Source organism: Aeribacillus sp. FSL K6-1305 (genome assembly GCF_038050115.1).
Lineage (GTDB): Bacteria > Bacillota > Bacilli > Bacillales > Aeribacillaceae > Aeribacillus > Aeribacillus composti.
The window spans coordinates 1,045,303-1,061,042 of sequence record NZ_JBBOQV010000001.1; the positions used below are offsets into that span (position 1 = coordinate 1,045,303).

General features: G+C 39.4%; 19 protein-coding genes. All 19 read right to left on the reverse strand.

Features of this window, described 5'->3' with window-relative positions; all coding sequences use genetic code 11:
• Window positions 1-10: 10 nt before the first annotated feature.
• The 19 genes from flhB to fliF are packed head-to-tail and all read right to left on the reverse strand — an operon-like array spanning window position 11 to window position 15,721.
• The gene (gene flhB / locus NST97_RS04865; protein ID WP_339196536.1) at window positions 11-1,093 is read right to left on the reverse strand and encodes a flagellar biosynthesis protein FlhB; all 1,083 of its coding nucleotides are present in this window, start codon (window positions 1,091-1,093) and stop codon (window positions 11-13) included.
• Window positions 1,090-1,866: a flagellar biosynthetic protein FliR gene (gene fliR, locus NST97_RS04870; protein WP_327847720.1), complete on the reverse strand. Its 777-nt coding sequence runs from the start codon at window positions 1,864-1,866 to the stop codon at window positions 1,090-1,092. The genes flhB and fliR overlap by 4 nt, the downstream gene beginning before the upstream one ends.
• A gap of 5 nt (window positions 1,867-1,871) precedes the next feature.
• On the reverse strand, window positions 1,872-2,141 hold the full coding sequence (gene fliQ, locus NST97_RS04875; RefSeq protein ID WP_063386677.1) for a flagellar biosynthesis protein FliQ: 270 nt from the start codon (window positions 2,139-2,141) through the stop codon (window positions 1,872-1,874).
• Between the two features lie 17 nt (window positions 2,142-2,158).
• On the reverse strand, window positions 2,159-2,824 hold the full coding sequence (gene fliP, locus NST97_RS04880) for a flagellar type III secretion system pore protein FliP (protein ID WP_063386676.1): 666 nt from the start codon (window positions 2,822-2,824) through the stop codon (window positions 2,159-2,161).
• A complete protein-coding gene (locus NST97_RS04885) occupies window positions 2,821-3,462 on the reverse strand; it encodes a flagellar biosynthetic protein FliO (RefSeq protein ID WP_341342994.1) in 642 nt (213 codons plus the stop codon). Before NST97_RS04885 ends, fliP begins: the two co-directional genes overlap by 4 nt.
• A 12-nt stretch (window positions 3,463-3,474) precedes the next feature.
• Window positions 3,475-3,837, reverse strand: a complete 363-nt coding sequence (locus NST97_RS04890; RefSeq protein WP_144597745.1) for a response regulator — start codon at window positions 3,835-3,837, stop codon at window positions 3,475-3,477.
• 21 nt (window positions 3,838-3,858) lie between these two features.
• The gene (gene fliY / locus NST97_RS04895) at window positions 3,859-4,938 is read right to left on the reverse strand and encodes a flagellar motor switch phosphatase FliY (RefSeq protein ID WP_063386673.1); all 1,080 of its coding nucleotides are present in this window, start codon (window positions 4,936-4,938) and stop codon (window positions 3,859-3,861) included.
• Entirely contained in the window at window positions 4,931-5,929 is a 999-nt protein-coding gene (gene fliM, locus NST97_RS04900; protein WP_063386672.1) for a flagellar motor switch protein FliM, read from the reverse strand. Before fliM ends, fliY begins: the two co-directional genes overlap by 8 nt.
• 33 nt (window positions 5,930-5,962) lie before the next feature.
• On the reverse strand, window positions 5,963-6,391 hold the full coding sequence (gene fliL, locus NST97_RS04905; protein ID WP_066246495.1) for a flagellar basal body-associated protein FliL: 429 nt from the start codon (window positions 6,389-6,391) through the stop codon (window positions 5,963-5,965).
• On the reverse strand, window positions 6,384-6,602 hold the full coding sequence (locus NST97_RS04910) for a flagellar FlbD family protein (RefSeq protein ID WP_063386670.1): 219 nt from the start codon (window positions 6,600-6,602) through the stop codon (window positions 6,384-6,386). The genes fliL and NST97_RS04910 overlap by 8 nt, the downstream gene beginning before the upstream one ends.
• A gap of 25 nt (window positions 6,603-6,627) precedes the next feature.
• The gene (locus tag NST97_RS04915) at window positions 6,628-8,157 is read right to left on the reverse strand and encodes a flagellar hook-basal body complex protein (RefSeq protein WP_339209909.1); all 1,530 of its coding nucleotides are present in this window, start codon (window positions 8,155-8,157) and stop codon (window positions 6,628-6,630) included.
• Window positions 8,158-8,192: 35 nt separating this feature from the next.
• On the reverse strand, window positions 8,193-8,636 hold the full coding sequence (flgD, locus tag NST97_RS04920; RefSeq protein ID WP_063386668.1) for a flagellar hook assembly protein FlgD: 444 nt from the start codon (window positions 8,634-8,636) through the stop codon (window positions 8,193-8,195).
• Window positions 8,637-8,645: 9 nt separating this feature from the next.
• Window positions 8,646-9,917, reverse strand: coding sequence for a flagellar hook-length control protein FliK (locus NST97_RS04925; RefSeq protein WP_341342995.1), 1,272 nt, complete (start codon window positions 9,915-9,917; stop codon window positions 8,646-8,648).
• A 44-nt stretch (window positions 9,918-9,961) separates the two neighbouring features.
• Window positions 9,962-10,585 carry a MotE family protein gene (locus NST97_RS04930; RefSeq protein WP_339209914.1) on the reverse strand — a complete coding sequence of 208 codons (624 nt, stop codon included), beginning with the start codon at window positions 10,583-10,585 and terminating at the stop codon, window positions 9,962-9,964.
• A gap of 9 nt (window positions 10,586-10,594) precedes the next feature.
• A complete protein-coding gene (fliJ, locus tag NST97_RS04935) occupies window positions 10,595-11,038 on the reverse strand; it encodes a flagellar export protein FliJ (RefSeq protein ID WP_339209916.1) in 444 nt (147 codons plus the stop codon).
• The gene (gene fliI, locus NST97_RS04940; protein WP_339209918.1) at window positions 11,035-12,351 is read right to left on the reverse strand and encodes a flagellar protein export ATPase FliI; all 1,317 of its coding nucleotides are present in this window, start codon (window positions 12,349-12,351) and stop codon (window positions 11,035-11,037) included. Before fliI ends, fliJ begins: the two co-directional genes overlap by 4 nt.
• 5 nt (window positions 12,352-12,356) lie before the next feature.
• Complete coding sequence (gene fliH / locus NST97_RS04945; RefSeq protein ID WP_311066232.1) at window positions 12,357-13,109, reverse strand: flagellar assembly protein FliH; 753 nt, start codon at window positions 13,107-13,109, stop codon at window positions 12,357-12,359.
• Window positions 13,102-14,103, reverse strand: coding sequence for a flagellar motor switch protein FliG (fliG, locus tag NST97_RS04950; protein ID WP_339209920.1), 1,002 nt, complete (start codon window positions 14,101-14,103; stop codon window positions 13,102-13,104). Before fliG ends, fliH begins: the two co-directional genes overlap by 8 nt.
• Window positions 14,104-14,116: 13 nt before the next feature.
• Window positions 14,117-15,721, reverse strand: a complete 1,605-nt coding sequence (fliF, locus tag NST97_RS04955) for a flagellar basal-body MS-ring/collar protein FliF (RefSeq protein ID WP_339209922.1) — start codon at window positions 15,719-15,721, stop codon at window positions 14,117-14,119.
• Between the last annotated feature and the right edge of the window lie 19 nt (window positions 15,722-15,740).

A 15,740-nucleotide genomic window follows, 5' to 3' on the forward strand; every position in this document is an offset into this window, starting at 1 on the left:
AGCAAAATTGTTACACTTTTTGTTTTTGACGATAAACATAAGCTAAAATTTCAGCCACAGCCTTAAAAAATTGTTCAGGAATCATCTCGCCAATTTCCACTTGGTCATACAAGGAACGAGCGAGCTGCCTGTTTTCGACTGTTATGATTTCATGGGCTTTGGCAATTTGCTTGATCTTTTGCGCGACAAAATCTGTTCCTTTTGCAACTACGACAGGTGCATCGTGTTCCTTTTCATCATACTTTAAGGCAACTGCATAATGAGTAGGGTTCGTAATGACGACATCAGCTTTCGGAATTTCCTGCATCATCCTTCTCATCGCCATTTCCCTTTGTTTCTGTTTAATTCTCGATCTAATTAACGGGTCGCCTTCCATTTTTTTGTACTCATCTTTTACTTCCTGCTTAGACATGCGAATGTTTTTTTCGAAATCCCATCTTTGATACAAGTAATCTAGCAATGCGATGAACAAAAGCGCACCTGAAGCATATAGTCCTATCTGCACCGCCAGCTTTGAAATTGAAGCAAAAGCTCGTTCAAGCGGCATTTGCGGAAGCCGCAAAATCTCCTGCCAATTGAAATAAATATACGCAAAGGTTACCCCGCCGATAAAGAAAACTTTTAAGATCGATTTCAAAAGCTCGACAATTGCCCGAGTGGAATATATGCGTTTAAAGCCTTCAATCGGATTCAGTTTATTTAATTTCATTTTCAACGGTTCAGTTGTAAAAAGAAATCCAACTTGAATATAATTACTGAAAACCCCAGCAACGAAGGCTGCTATCATGAATGGAGCGGTAATTTGAGCGCCTTCCAATACATATTTATTAAAGATTGAATGCACATTTTCTTCTGTGATATCCGTCAACAAATAATCTTCAAAAGTAGAATGGAACATGTTTAAAATATTATCAATCACCGTTTTCCCGAAAAACAGCAATGACAGAAAAACTAAAAACATGGTGATGGCTGTGTTCAAATCGGGACTCTTGGCAACCTGTCCTTTTTTCCTTACATCCTGCCGCTTTCTCGGAGTCGCTTTTTCCGTTTTTTCACCGGCAAAATATTGCAAGTCTAACGGTAAATAATTCATGCGCCATCACCTAATAGATTCATTAAGGTTCTCATCACATCGAACATGTATTGGAAAAGCCCCTGAATTATCATAAATATAATGCCTAAAACGAGCACCATCATCAGGAAGCTGACGCCAATTTTAATGGCAAACCCAATGACAAATACATTCATTTGCGGAACTGTCCGGGCAACAATCCCTAGAGCAAGGTCAACTAAAAAGAGCGAAGCGACTATCGGAAGCGCCATTTGAAATGCTACGAGAAACATTTTGCTGAACGCCTTCAAAACTTGCTCGGCAACAGCTCCATCAGAAATCGGAATAAAATATTGATCCGGAGGGATTACTTGAAAACTGTATACAATCCCGTTAATCAGCATATGGTGCCCGTTTAGGCTCAGCATGAGCAATAGGGCAAAAGAATAAAGAAATTGTCCAATTAACGGCGTTTGAACTCCTGTCTGCGGATCAATAATATTCGCGATGATAAACCCCATTTGAAAATCGATTAAGCTTCCTGCAATGTGGACAGCTGACATGATGATATATGCGATCAGACCAATGAATAGTCCGATTAAAACTTCTTTTATTATCAGCGGGTAGAAATTCGCATCTAAGTCAACCTTTCCCTCATCGATCGTCATGACGATGATAAGGGAAAGGAAAAAAGACATGCCAATTTTAAACCGCATCGGAATATTCCGATATGAAAATAATGGAAGTGTTGCAATAAAAGCTGTTATTCTTGTAAACACAAGCAAAAAAAGCGGATAATACTCCAGCATCATCATTCAACTCATCCAACAAATTGATTGAGATTGCTGAAAATATTATGTGTATACGACAAAATGACAGATAGCATCCATGGGCCAAAAATAATCAATCCGACCAAAACAGCCACAATTTTTGGTATGAACGCCAATGTCTGTTCCTGTATTTGTGTCGTTGCTTGAAAGATGCTGACAATTAAGCCGACAACAAGCGATATTAAAAGAAGTGGCCCACTGATCATTAAAGTTGTATAAACCGCTTTTTCTGCTATGGAAAGGATCATTTCGGTACTCATTGGCTCACCTACTTATTTTAAAAACTTTGCAGCAATGATTTGACAACTAAGTACCAGCCGTCCACGAGCACAAACAGCAATATTTTAAAAGGCAATGATATCATGACAGGAGGAAGCATCATCATTCCCATTGACATGAGGACACTTGATACAACCATGTCAATGATTAAAAAAGGAATAAAGATCATAAAACCTATTTGAAACGCTGTTTTTAATTCGCTGATGGCAAATGCAGGCACTAAAGCCACGAGCGGAATATCGTCAATCGTCTCAGGATTTTCAATATTGGCGTAATTTAAAAACAAAGCTAAATCTTTTTGTCTCGTATGTTTGCTCATAAATTCCTTTATCGGCTTTTCCGCCTGTTCATACGCTTCCTCAATGGTTATTTCATTGTTGAACAAAGGATTCAAAGCTTTTTCATGTATTTCTTGAAAAGTCGGTCCCATTATAAAAAAGGTTAAAAAAAGTGCAAGGCCGATGAGCACTTGGTTGGGCGGCATTTGCTGGGTAGCAAGCGAAGTTCGCACAAACGATAACACGATGACGATGCGCGTAAAGCAAGTCATTAAAATCAATATCCCTGGTGCAATTGACAAAACGGTGAGCAGAAGCAAAAGCTTCACAGTCGTCGCAACATTTTCCGGATCATTTTGATTAAAATAGCTAAAAAACTCACTCATTTTTTTGATCCTTTCTGCCGAAGACGCTGCATCTGTTCACGTCTTTCTTTTAATAGTGATTCCAGTTCTTTTTTGAAGGAGGTCTTCTCGCTACCCTTTTGTTTATGATTATTTAGAATGAAGCGCATCATATTTTGTTCAAAAGCATTGTTGCCGGGCTCTTTCTGCATGTCGATAATTTTCTTATATTCCTCTTCATCATTAATTTCTTGTAATAGTTCAATCGTATCCCCGACGCCAACGATTAGAATGCGATTCCCCACCTTCACCAGCTGGATGGACTTGTTTTGTCCTAAGGAAATGCCGCCGAGATTTTGTAAGTATTTAGTTTCTTGCGGAAGCTTCATTTTTTTGTTTAAAAATTTTAATAAAAAGATTAAGAGACCTAAAACAAGAATAAGTGTAAAAATCATTTTCAAAGCATCGAATACTGATAAGGAGGTGCTGTTGCCACCATCTTCAACCAATTCGTTCGTCGCTTTCTCTTCTTTTTTTTCATCCTGTTGATCGGATGTCTGCTGTTTTAAATATTCCTCAACGGTGGGATTTTTCACGGCTGCATGCACGAAATCGGCGTTTATTGGAACATAAAAAAACAACAGCCATAAACAGCACAAATATGTAATACGTCGTTTCAATGCAAATGCTCCTTATCCCAATGTCTTTTGAATAGCTTCCAGTACACGATCGGCCTGAAAAGGTTTCACAATAAAATCTTTGGCACCAGCTTGAATAGCATCGATTACCATTGCCTGCTGTCCCATCGCTGAACACATGACAACTTTTGCATTTGGATTAATTTTGCGTATTTCCCTTAAAGCAGTGATGCCATCCATTTCAGGCATTGTAATATCCATCGTGACTAAATCAGGCTGCAATTCTTTAAATTTTTCGACTGCCTGCGCACCATCTGCAGCCTCTCCTACTACTTCATATCCATTTTTTGTCAATATATCTTTGATCATCATTCTCATAAATGCTGCATCATCAACGACTAAAATCCTTTTTGACATTTTGCTCCTCACTCCTATCAACTATTTTAGATTCATTATCCGATCTGCTTGACTCATGATATCCGTTACGCGAACACCGAAATTTTCGTCGATGACAACTACTTCACCTTTTGCTACCTTTTTGCTGTTTATGAATATGTCGACTGGCTCCCCGGCCAGCTTATCAAGCTCGATAATGGATCCTTTAGACAATTCCAAAATTTGTTTGATGGATCTTTTTGTTCTTCCAAGCTCAACCGTTACATTTAAAGGAATGTCGAGCAGCAGCTCCAAATTGTGCGTGTCTACAGATTGATTCGTTTGTTCATCAAATGTCGCAAATTCAACAGGTTTAACTTCAACAGGCTGAGCTTTTTCCTTCTCGCTTTTTTCTATATGCAGCTGTTGATTTTCTCGCGCTTCTTCAGGTTCTGTTTGCACGTTATTTGATGCCTCTTTACTCGCTTTATTCATTAATTCAACAACGAGCTGTTTAGCAAAATCAAGGGGTAAGAGCTGCATAATATTCGAATCAATTAAATTGCCGACAGTTAATCGGAAGGATACCTTCACAAGCAGTTCATCATCAGGAATAGCATCGGTTCCTTCCCCTTCTTTAACATTCAATAATTCGAGGCGAGGCGGTGAAATATCTATTTTTTTATTTAAAACGGTTGACATTGATGTGGAAGCAGATCCCATCATTTGATTCATCGCTTCCTGGACAGCACTTAATTGAATTTCCCCCAATTCGTCCGGGTTGGAACCATCCCCGCCAATCATTAAATCAGCAATGACAGCAGCATCGCTTTGTTTAATTACAAGCAGATTGCTGCCGGACAGCCCTTCTGTAAAAACTACTTCTATTGCTACGTATGGATGTGGAAACTCCTTTGCCAGTTCTTGCTTATTAATAATTGACACGCTCGGAGTAGTGATTTCTACTTTTTGATTAAGCAAGGATGATAAAGCTGTAGCAGAACTGCCAAAAGAAATATTTCCTATCTCCCCAATCGTATCTTTTTCAATATCATTCAATAGATTGTCAGTTTCAGTTGATTCTTGATTTCCCCCTTTTAATAGAGAATCGATTTCCTCTTGTGACAACATGTTATCAGTCATCAGCTTCGTCACCTCTCTCTATGTGGCCTAATATTTGAACGGCCAGCTTCTTGTTCTTTTTGCCAGGCTGTCCAAAAAATTTAGGGACGTCACCTACTTTAATCACCAACGGGTCGCTGGTCGATTGATCAAGACGGATCATATCCCCCACTCGCATTTCAAGAAACTCTTGAACTGTCACAACGGACGTCCCTAATTCCGCAACCACCGGAACTTCTGCAAGCTTTATCCGGTTTTTGATTACTTCCGTTTCCACAGAGTTTTGGGCTTTCCTTTCTGATTGCATCCAATAATGGACGGAAAGCTTTGGAATAATTGGTTCCAACACAACATGGGGAATACAAAGGTTTATCATTCCGCTCGCTTCTCCCACTTGTGTATTAAGGGAAATAACAACAACAGTGTCATTTGGAGATACCATTTGCAAAAATTGCGGATTTACCTCAAATTCCTGCATGCAAGGCTCAATGTCCAAAATGGTACTCCAAGCTTCACGGTAGTGCTCCAAAGTTTTTTCGAAAATGGATGCAATAATTTTCATTTCAATTTCTGTTAATTGTTCAATCTTATTCATGGAAGCCCCGAAACCGCCCATTAACCGATCCATCATTGCGTACGCAATATTTGGGTTCACTTCCATAATAATTCTTCCATCAAGTGTCCCAAGTTCAAAAACATTTAAAACCGTCATTTTCGGAATGGAACGGACAAACTCTTCATAGGGCAGCTGGTCTACAGACGTGACGGTTATTTGGACATATGTCCGCAATTGCGCAGCAAAATACGTCGTTAAAAGCCTTGCGAAATTTTCATGCACTCGAGTAATGCTGCGAATTTGATCTTTTGAAAAACGAAGAGCACGTTTAAAATCGTAAACTTTTATTTTCTTTGCTTCTTCTTCTTTCTTTAATTCATCAACATTCATTTCACCGGTCGTTAATGCAGATAATAGCGCATCAATTTCACTTTGCGATAAAATTTCATTTGACATAATGAGAACATCACCTCCTTATCCCTTTTTTGTCTATTGAAGGATAAAGGAAGTCGTGTACACTTGTTTCACTTCTCCTTCTTGTAAAAGCGCATCGACCTTCTTTTTAATCGTATCTTTAAAGCGGTCCATTCCAGCTTGCCCTTCCAAATCTTTTGCTTCCATATTTGCCAGTTCGGTTATAATAATATCTTTTATTTGAAATTCTCTCTTTTCTAATTCTTCTCTCGCTTTTTTGTCAGATGCTTCAATTTTGAAAGAAAGTCTTACAATATTTTTACTTTTTAAGTTTGTCGTAATTTCAGGAACATCAAATGACGATTCCACCACCTCGTCGATGGAGCGGTTTTTCGCTTCTACCGGATCCTTCGTAAAAAATTCCATGACGACAAACGTAGTCAGTGCAGCAATTCCAACGGTTGAAATGACGATTAATAATGCAGTTATAAATTTTTTACTCATTTTCTTGTCCCCCGAAATAGAAAGCTTTCCCAAAACCAAATTGTTTATAAAGCTCATTGATTTTTGTTACTACTTCCGTCTGTGAATCTTTTACTATATATTTTTTGCCGGATATTAACGTAATAGTCGTATCAGGAAACGATTCAATCCGTTCGATTAACAACACATTCAGATAAAAAGCTTCGCCATTCAGTTTTGTTAATTTGATCACGTTTCAAGCTCCCCCGTTCTTCCTATTAACGTTTTAAGCCAAGGAGCTCCTGCAAAATTTCGTCAGAAGTTGTGATGATTTTCGTATTTGATTGAAAACCTCTTTGTGCCACAATCATTTCCGTAAATTCTTCCGCCAAGTCCACATTGGACATTTCTAGCGAGCTTGTAATTAGCGAGCCTGCACCATCTTCTCCAGGAACAGATAACTCATTAAGCTCCAATCCGTTTCCGTTTTTATCCAAGAATCCAGAGTTTTGCGTCTCGATAAACAAATTGCTTCCCACTTTTTCCAAACCTTCTGGATTCGGGAAATTAGCGATGCGAATTTGGCCTGCCACTTTCAACTGTCCGTTGCTATCTGTAAATGTGATTTTACCGTCCGCCCCTATACTGAATGTTTTTGCCGACAGCGGAATTTGAATCAGGCCTGGTTCACCGCTTAAAGAATTCGTCCACTGCGGTTCTCTTAAACTTTCAGCAAGATTTTCATATTTGATAACAGCTTGTTCGATATTGTTTAGTGAAACTTTGTAGCTTTCAATCGTTCCGATCAATTTTGACATTTGATCTAGAGTAGCTGTATCAACGCTTGATTCCAATTCAACGTCAGCTTGCGGATCGTTTGGATAATCATTTCCAACTTCAAGCTGTCCAATTGCATTTGTAATGGTAGTTAAAATATCAGTATAAGGTGGTGTATCATTGAACACATCTATCGAGTCATTTAATAGATTGATCGCTGTATCAAATTGATCGCTGATATTGTTAAATCCGGACGCATTCGTCACCGAATTATTGAACTCATCCCATACTTCCCCGAGTGCATTATAAGCATTTTGCATCGCTGTATACCAAGAAGATGGATTTTCTTTCCCATTTTTCTCCCATAACTCGACTGATTCGTTGTAAGCCTCATAGGCTTCCATCAGCGCATTGGCTTTTTTGCCGATATCGTTCAAAGATTCATACATATTTTTATAAGGAGTATTAAAAGATGTAATTTGCTGCAGCGCAGCGTTTGCTTTATCAATCCCAGCCTGTGTCGGCGGGGTTTTTTCGCCTGTTTCGCCGATCAAATAATACCCTTCACCTGTCACAATATAGCCATTGGCATCCAAGTAAAAGTTCCCAGCGCGGGTATAGGCAAGGTTTACGGCATTATTGATGGATCCAAGAATTTTGTTGTCCCCGTATTGACCGGCATAATCAATATTCACTCTTGATAAATCGGTGATCGTCCCAACAGGAAAGAATCCGTCTCCAGATATGGCCACATCTAAAACTCTTCCAGTCGATTGAGTTGGTCCAGATGTATGAACAGTGTCGATTGTTCCGATTGCCGCACCCAATCCTACCTGTGCAGGATTTATACCTCCTCGTCCATTTACAGCGGCGCTTGCGCCTGAAATTTGCTGGTTGACTAATTCTTTAAAAGTGACACGTCCTTTTTTGAAGCCGTACGTGTTGACATTCGCGATATTGTTGCCAATGACATCCAATTTCAATTGAAAATTTTTCATTCCGCTAATACCAGAATACATGGAACGCAACATATGAACCTCTCCCTTTCTTTAAAATGTTAATATTATTATCCTTCCTGATCAGATGAATCGTTTTCTCCAGCTTCGGATACTTTCGTAATACTTGAGCTTTCCACTTCATCGCCGTTGGCAAGCGCAATGATGACTGTATCTCCATTCATCCGCACGCTTTTGACAATGCTCTGCTTTTGCTCACCTTCTTTTGAGTATTCTACCGATTTGCCGATGAGCTGCGAATATTTGATGAGTGCATCCGATTTTAAAAAGGCTTCAAGCGATTTATTCATGTTTGTTATTTGTTCCAATGTTGAGAAATTCGCCATTTGAGCAATAAACTCTTTATCTTCCATTGGATTTAGCGGATCCTGATATTGCAATTGGGTAATCAATAACTTCAAAAAATCATCTTTTCCAAGAGTTGACTTAGCTTCCCTTGCTTTGTTTTCTGTATAGGTCGATAACAAATAGCTGTCGATGGAAATTCCGCTCATAAGAACCTCCTATATAATGGCATTTACATACTCTTTTAATTTTTCCATAAAAGTTTGGTCGTTCTGCTGTTCATTTTGGTGCTTTTCTTGATCTTCCCCGTTATGTTGCTGCGAATTGCCACGTCCTCTTTTTTCTTGAAAGAAATAATGCTCTTCGTCAAAAATATCAAAGCGGTCAATTTGCAATGTTATATTCGGCAGCGAATGCTTTAACTGCTGAATACTATGCTCTAACAATTCTTTCGCTGATTGAGTCGATGTCTTAATTTTGGCGCTCATTTGGTCGCCATCTTTTATTAATTGAATGGTAATGGTCCCTAAATGCTCCGGAGTGAGCCGTATCGTCAATTTTTGTGCGCCATTGGGAAGCTGGCCAAATCGACTTGTTTTTATTACGTCTTTTAACTTTTGAAAAAATTCCTCTTGGACGTCTATACTCAGTTCAGAATCAATTTGCGAAGCCGGATTTTCTGAGCCAAATTTGTTTATGTATGAAGTAAGAGTCAACTCAAACGTATCCTTCGTTTGGCTCGTTAGGAAATTTCCAACACTTTTTTGTTCAGCACGGCTCTCTTGTTGAACAAACTCCATTAGAGGATGCGTTCTTGCCAATATTTCCTCACGCTGCACAAATGGTTTCTTATTCGTGTCTATTTGTTGTATAAAATGAAGCGGCTCTGATGTTTCTAGATCATTAGGCAATATGTCAGCTATGGTAGCACTGTGATTCTCATATCGTCCAATCCGAACAGCTGTTAAAATATTTTGAAGCATCGTGCTGCCTAGATCGCCATACTTTCTAGTAATGGTTTCAAAAACTTCGAGCATTCGAATAAACTCGTTCGGCTCATTTCGCTGCAAATAAGCTAAAATAGCAGTGATTTGCTGAAAAAGTACAGTTTTTTCCGGACTTTGCTCCGTATGATCAACATTCAGTTCCATATTGCTCGCAAATGTCAATTCCAAATTTTCAGAAGAAGGTTGGCTGACAGAAGATAAACTGCTGTCTTCTCTCTCCTGTTTGTCTTGAGCGTCTGTTTCCTGATCGTGCAAAATGTCAAGAGAGAGCCAATTTTTGATCGCATCTTGCAACTCTTCTAAGATAGTTGTTTCGATTTCTAATTTTTGCGGTTCATTTCCTTTCACCTGATCGGCTGGCTTCATGTTCACAAGCTGATCAAAAAACGTTTGAAAAGTTGACTCTTCCTTTTTTTCTTCTCCGTTTGTTGATGGTATGTTTCGCGTGTTCAATTGGAAAAACTGCAATTTAATGGCATCCATTTGTTCACCTCCTGTAATATGATCAGAATGTTCATGTAAGTTATTTATTGAGCAGCTGCCTCTTCAGTTGCTGATGGTACAGATTCGGCTGCTGGTTGTTCAGATTGAGCTGCTGCTTGCTCGGATAACAGCTTCGTATATTTGGCAGCGTCTTGGGGAGTCATTTTTTCTAAAATTCTAGCAAGCACGGCTTTTTTTAAAGATGATAGTATGCTCATTGCTTCATCATCAGAAAGCTCTGTAATGATGGCAGCTGCTTTTTTACTTGACATTTCTCCATATACTTTCGCAATATCAACGGCTTGTTGTTGATTTTTTTGCGGATTGGTTTGAGCTGCGTTTTCCAATGAGTTGATTTGCTGTGTCAACTCTTGTATTTCTTCATCCTTGCTTTTCAGCTGTTCTTGCAGCTGATTGATTGTGCTTTCCTGCTCTTCAATCTTTTGCTTGAGCTCTTCTTGCTCTTTTTCCAGCTGCTCGTTCAGCCTTTCAAGATTTTCCTGCTTCTGACCTCCTTGCGCTAAGTCCGAAATAATCGGAATATTTTGGGCCGGCAGGATGCCGAGAAAAAACATGATGATTACGGCGACAAGCCCAAGACTAAAAAGTGATAAAAATATGGTCAAAAAAGTTTTTAAACCGCCTCGTTTCTTTTCTTTTTTCGCCATCATTTCCACCTAATTTCTATGAAACGAATATGTAATGATTGATATTTCATCCATCATTTTTCCTTCTTCTCGTTTCCTTAGCTCCATAAATTTCTTGTAATCTTTTTCTTTTATTTTTTCATATTGCTTTACTTCTATATGTTTTTGCATCAAAATCGACTGTTTTTCATTCATTGCATTACGAGAATAAATGACAAGCTGCTGGTAATGCTCAATTGTTCTTTCCAAATTTTGAACAAACTGTTGATACTGCTTAATTTCTTGAACGGACATCCCTTTGTTCAATTTTTCTTCTTGAAGCTTTACGAACTCCTCTTTTTGTTTTAAAAATGTATACAGCTTTGTTGCAACTTTTTTAAAATTTTCAACGGAATCTTCATATTCTTTTGATGATTTTCGTTTCTCATTTTCCTTTACATCCAATATTTTTTGGTAGCGGAAATGGTATGTCATGTCTTGTCACCTTCTTCAAGTAGCGAAATTAATTGCTGTACGCTTTCCTCAAATGTTATTTTTTCATTCATATGCTGCTGAAGAAATCCGTTTATTTTCGGATAATAATCCATTGCTTGATCCATTTCTTTTGAAGAGCCTCTTTTATATGCGCCGATCTTAATTAAATCTTCTGACTCGGTATATGTAGAGTACAATGCTTTCAGTTTGTTCGCAGCTTCGAGATGCGCCGGTTCGGCAATATGGTTCATAAGGCGGCTGACGCTTTTTAAAATATTAATTGCAGGAAAATGTCCTCTATTCGCCAACTCGCGATCGAGCACAATATGCCCGTCCAAAATTCCTCTCACAGTATCCGCTATCGGCTCGTTCATATCATCGCCATCAACTAAGACAGTATAAATGGCTGTGATCGAACCCTTTTCATTATTTCCTGTTCTTTCTAAAAGTCGAGGAAGCATGGCGAACACTGAAGGGGTGTATCCTTTTGTCGTCGGCGGTTCCCCAACTGCCAGTCCAATTTCCCTTTGCGCAATCGCTACTCTCGTGACTGAATCCATCATAAACATGACATTATATCCTTTATCTCGAAAATATTCTGCAATCGCCGTTGCAGAATAGGCAGCTTTAATTCTCATTAAAGCCGGCTGATCGGAGGTTGCCGCCACAATAATCGTCCGCTTTAGCCCTTCTTCCCCTAAATCTCTCTCAATAAATTCTCGAACTTCTCTTCCCCTTTCACCTATTAAGGCAATCACATTTATATCTGCTCCTGAGCTTCTTGCGATCATTCCGAGCAAAGTACTTTTTCCAACGCCGCTTCCTGCAAAAATACCTACCCGCTGACCTTTCCCAATCGTTAAAAAACCGTCAATTGCTTTCACACCCACTTCAATTTTTTTAGTGATCGGCGGCCGGGTTAACGGGTTCGGCGGCTCATTCTCAGACAGAATAGTCGTTAAACCTTTTGGAAGATTGGATCCGTCCATTGGATGACCAAATGCATCTAATACTTTTCCGATCAGGCTGATTCCCGATTTTATTTTCAGGGGCGAGCCTGTTGCTTCCACGACACAGCCAGGTGCAATTTGGTTGACCTTTGTAAATGGCATTAATAGAATATTTTCTTCTTTGAATCCGACAACTTCTGCCAGCGTTTTTTCATTTTTTCCTACATGTACATAGCAAACATCACCGATGGAGCATTCAGGTCCGCGTGATTCAATCATGAGTCCGACTACTTTTTTCACTTTTCCATATCTCTTATAAGAGTCCAGCCGATCTATATGGTCGATCAATTGAGCTACTTTCAATCGCTTCAATCCTCCCTGACAAGATTTAACAGCTTGCTTTTTAATTGCTCCAGCTGTGTATCAATGCTCGCATCAATTTTTCCAAATGGCGATTCCACACAAATTCCGTTTTCGGGCAAATTTACATCTGGAAAAATATAGAGCTCTGTTTTGGTTGTAAATAGTTCCATTAATTCTTCTTTTTGTTCAAGCATAAATTCATATTTGTCAGGGTGAACGTATATTTTGACTTCTGGATATTCCTTTACTTCACAAATCACTTCGCGAACCAATCCAGTAAACAGTTCAGGCTCTCGCTTTAGGTTGGCTGCAATAATTTTTTCCGCTACTTTTACAGCAATTTCAATAATGGTTTCCTCGGAAGCTTCTATTTTTTTCTCATAATCTTTTTTGGAAAGCTGGACTACCTGTCTGGCAGATTCAATCACATTTTCATACTCTTGAAGTCCATCTTTTTTCCCTTTTTCAAAACCGTCTTGATACCCTTCTTTTCTTGCTTCTTCTATTAGGCGCGCCTTTTCTTCCTGCCAAGCTTCCCTTTCTTTTTCGATCTCCTTAAGCAATCGCGTTTTTTCTTCTTCAGCTTTTTCTAAAATTTTCTCTGCTTCCAAATGGGCTGCCTCAAGGAACTGTGAACGCTGTGTGTTCTCTTTTTGATCGGAAGCGGCGAACTCTTCCTGAATTTGGATCGTTCTGATCGTCAATTTGTGCGGCTTGTGCAATGACCAAGCATGGCCGGATTTTATGACTCTAGACAATGATTTCATCTCCTTGTCCTCGAGCGATCACAATTTCGCCAGCATCCTCTAATTTTCTTATCACTTCAACAATTCTTGATTGCGCTTCTTCTACATCACGAAGCCGAACAGGACCCATGTAATTCATTTCCTCCTTGAATGTTTCCGCCATTCTAGTTGACATATTTTTAAAGACAATTTCTTTCACTTCATCCGACGCAACCTTTAACGCCAACATGAGATCATTATTATCCACTTCGCGAATGACGCGCTGAATGGCGCGGTTATCCAAGGTAACAATATCTTCAAATACAAACATCCGCTTTTTGATTTCTTCGGCAAGCTCGGGGTCCTGCACTTCTAGTGCTTCCAGTATCGTTCGTTCTGTCGAGCGGTCGACACCGTTTAACACTTCCACTACTGTTTCGATTCCACCCGTTTCTGTGAAATCTTCCGTTACAGTAGAAGAAAGTTTCTTCTCTAAAACTTGTTCAACTTCATTAATTACTTCAGGGGATGTGCGGTCCATAATGGCGATTCTTCTTGCAATATCCGCTTGAACTTCCTGAGGCAAGCTCGATAAAATTTGTCCCGACTGCTTGGCATCCAGATAGGACAAAACTAAAGCGATCGTTTGCGGATGCTCGTTTTGTATAAAGTTTAAAATTTGAGCCGGATCTGCTTTTCTAACAAAATCAAACGGCCGTACTTGAAGAGAAGATGTCAGCCTTCTGATTATTTCACTTGCCTTTTCCCCTCCTAATGCTTTCTCAAGCACCTCTTTCGCATATTGGATCCCCCCTTGGGCAATATAATCTTGCGCAAGGGCGATTTGATGAAACTCTTCGATCACTTCTTCTTTTTTTTGCGAATCCACTTTCCGTACACTCGATATTTCTAATGTAAGCTTTTCAATTTCTTCTTCCGTGAGGTGTTTATAAACGGAAGCAGAAGCTTCCGGACCTAAGGAGATCAATAAAATAGCAGCCTTTTGCCTACCGTTTAACTTTTTCATATGTCATTTCCCCCTAGTCTTCATAGAGCCAAGTGCGCAATAGTTTAGCGAATTCGTCAGGCTTCTCTTTGGCAAGCTCCTCAAGCTTCCTACGCTGCTCATTTGCTTTCGTTTGCTCGACAGATTCTTCTTCTTGCACAGGCTGCGGTACCACTTCTTCTATTTCGTCAAATTCATCATCTTCATATTCATCTTCTTCGTCTCTCCGTCTTTTCCACCACCATAGGAATAACAATCCAAGAAGCAGAATGCCTGCTCCAATTAACACATAGCCCCAAATTGGGAATGATGATGGCTCCTTTAAATCATCCGCATTTATTTTGCCTGAAAACGGCTGAACAGAAACTACGATTTTATCTTCAATGTCTTGATCCGTTAACGGCTCGGCCTCCGGATCTTCATAGATGCTTGTCCGAACAATTGTTGATAAAATTTGTTCAATATCATCTACACTCTGCTGCGGCAACGAATTTGGATTTTCCGGATTCGGGGGCTCAACCATGACTTGAATGCCCAGATCTCTAATTTTATATGGACTTTCAACAATTTCCCGTTTGATCCGGTTTACCTCATAATTGATTCGGTCTTCAATTTTTTCATATTCTCCTTCTCCGTTTGCACCGGCAGCCTGTTGATATGTATTCGGGACATCTGTTTGACCTGTTCCAGCAACGCCGGCAGCTTGCGCCCCAGTACCTGTGTATGTTTCCGTAATCCGTTCTGCACTGATGGCAATTCCTTCATTGTTCTCTTCATCAACTGGCTCCACTAAGTTTTCTTCCCGCTTTTCCTGGGTAAAATCAATATCAGCTGATACGTTGACAACCACTTTGTCTTGGCCCATCATCGTACCCAGCATTCTTTGAACTTGCCGTTGAATATTTTTTTCAATTTCCGATTTGATTTCAAGCTGGGAAGCAAAATTAGTGCCAGGTGTATCCTCTTGTTTCAAATCATAATAATCAAAATTTTGGTCCATTATAACAATGTTTTCAACCGGTAAATTCGGCACGCTCTTGGAAACAAGGTGATAGAGTGCGTTCACTTGCGATTGATCAAGCTTGTAACCCGGCTCCAAATTTAAAACAATGGAAGCTGATGCTTCTCCTGCGTCCTCGCCGACGAATACCGTTTCTTTAGGTAAATTGACCATCACTTTAGCGTTTTTTACGCCTTCGATTTCTTTAATTAAATTGGCCAGTTCTGTTTGTGTAGCTTTTAATTTTAATACATCAAATTCATTATCTGTCATGCCAAAACCGATATTTTGTCCAAAATACGAATAATCGATATTTCCGCTTTCAGGAATACCTTCAGCAGCAAGTTCCACTTTCAGTGCATTTGCTTCGCTTTCTGGCACTTTAATAGTTGTTCCGTTATCGGCTATTTCCGATTGAATCCCTTTGTTATCGAGGGTTTCTTTGATTCGGCCAGCTTCTTCCAATGATAAATTCGTATATAGCGGTATCATTTTCGGTTTTGACAAAACTATTGACGAAACGATAATGGCAATGATGATGAGCGATGCGCCTCCGATGATGAGGGCTTTTTGCCATTTTGTCCTTTGCCTCCAAAATGACAAAATTGTATCCTTTATTTGCAGTAGTTTTTGATTCATTCTTTCTGATCCCCCGATA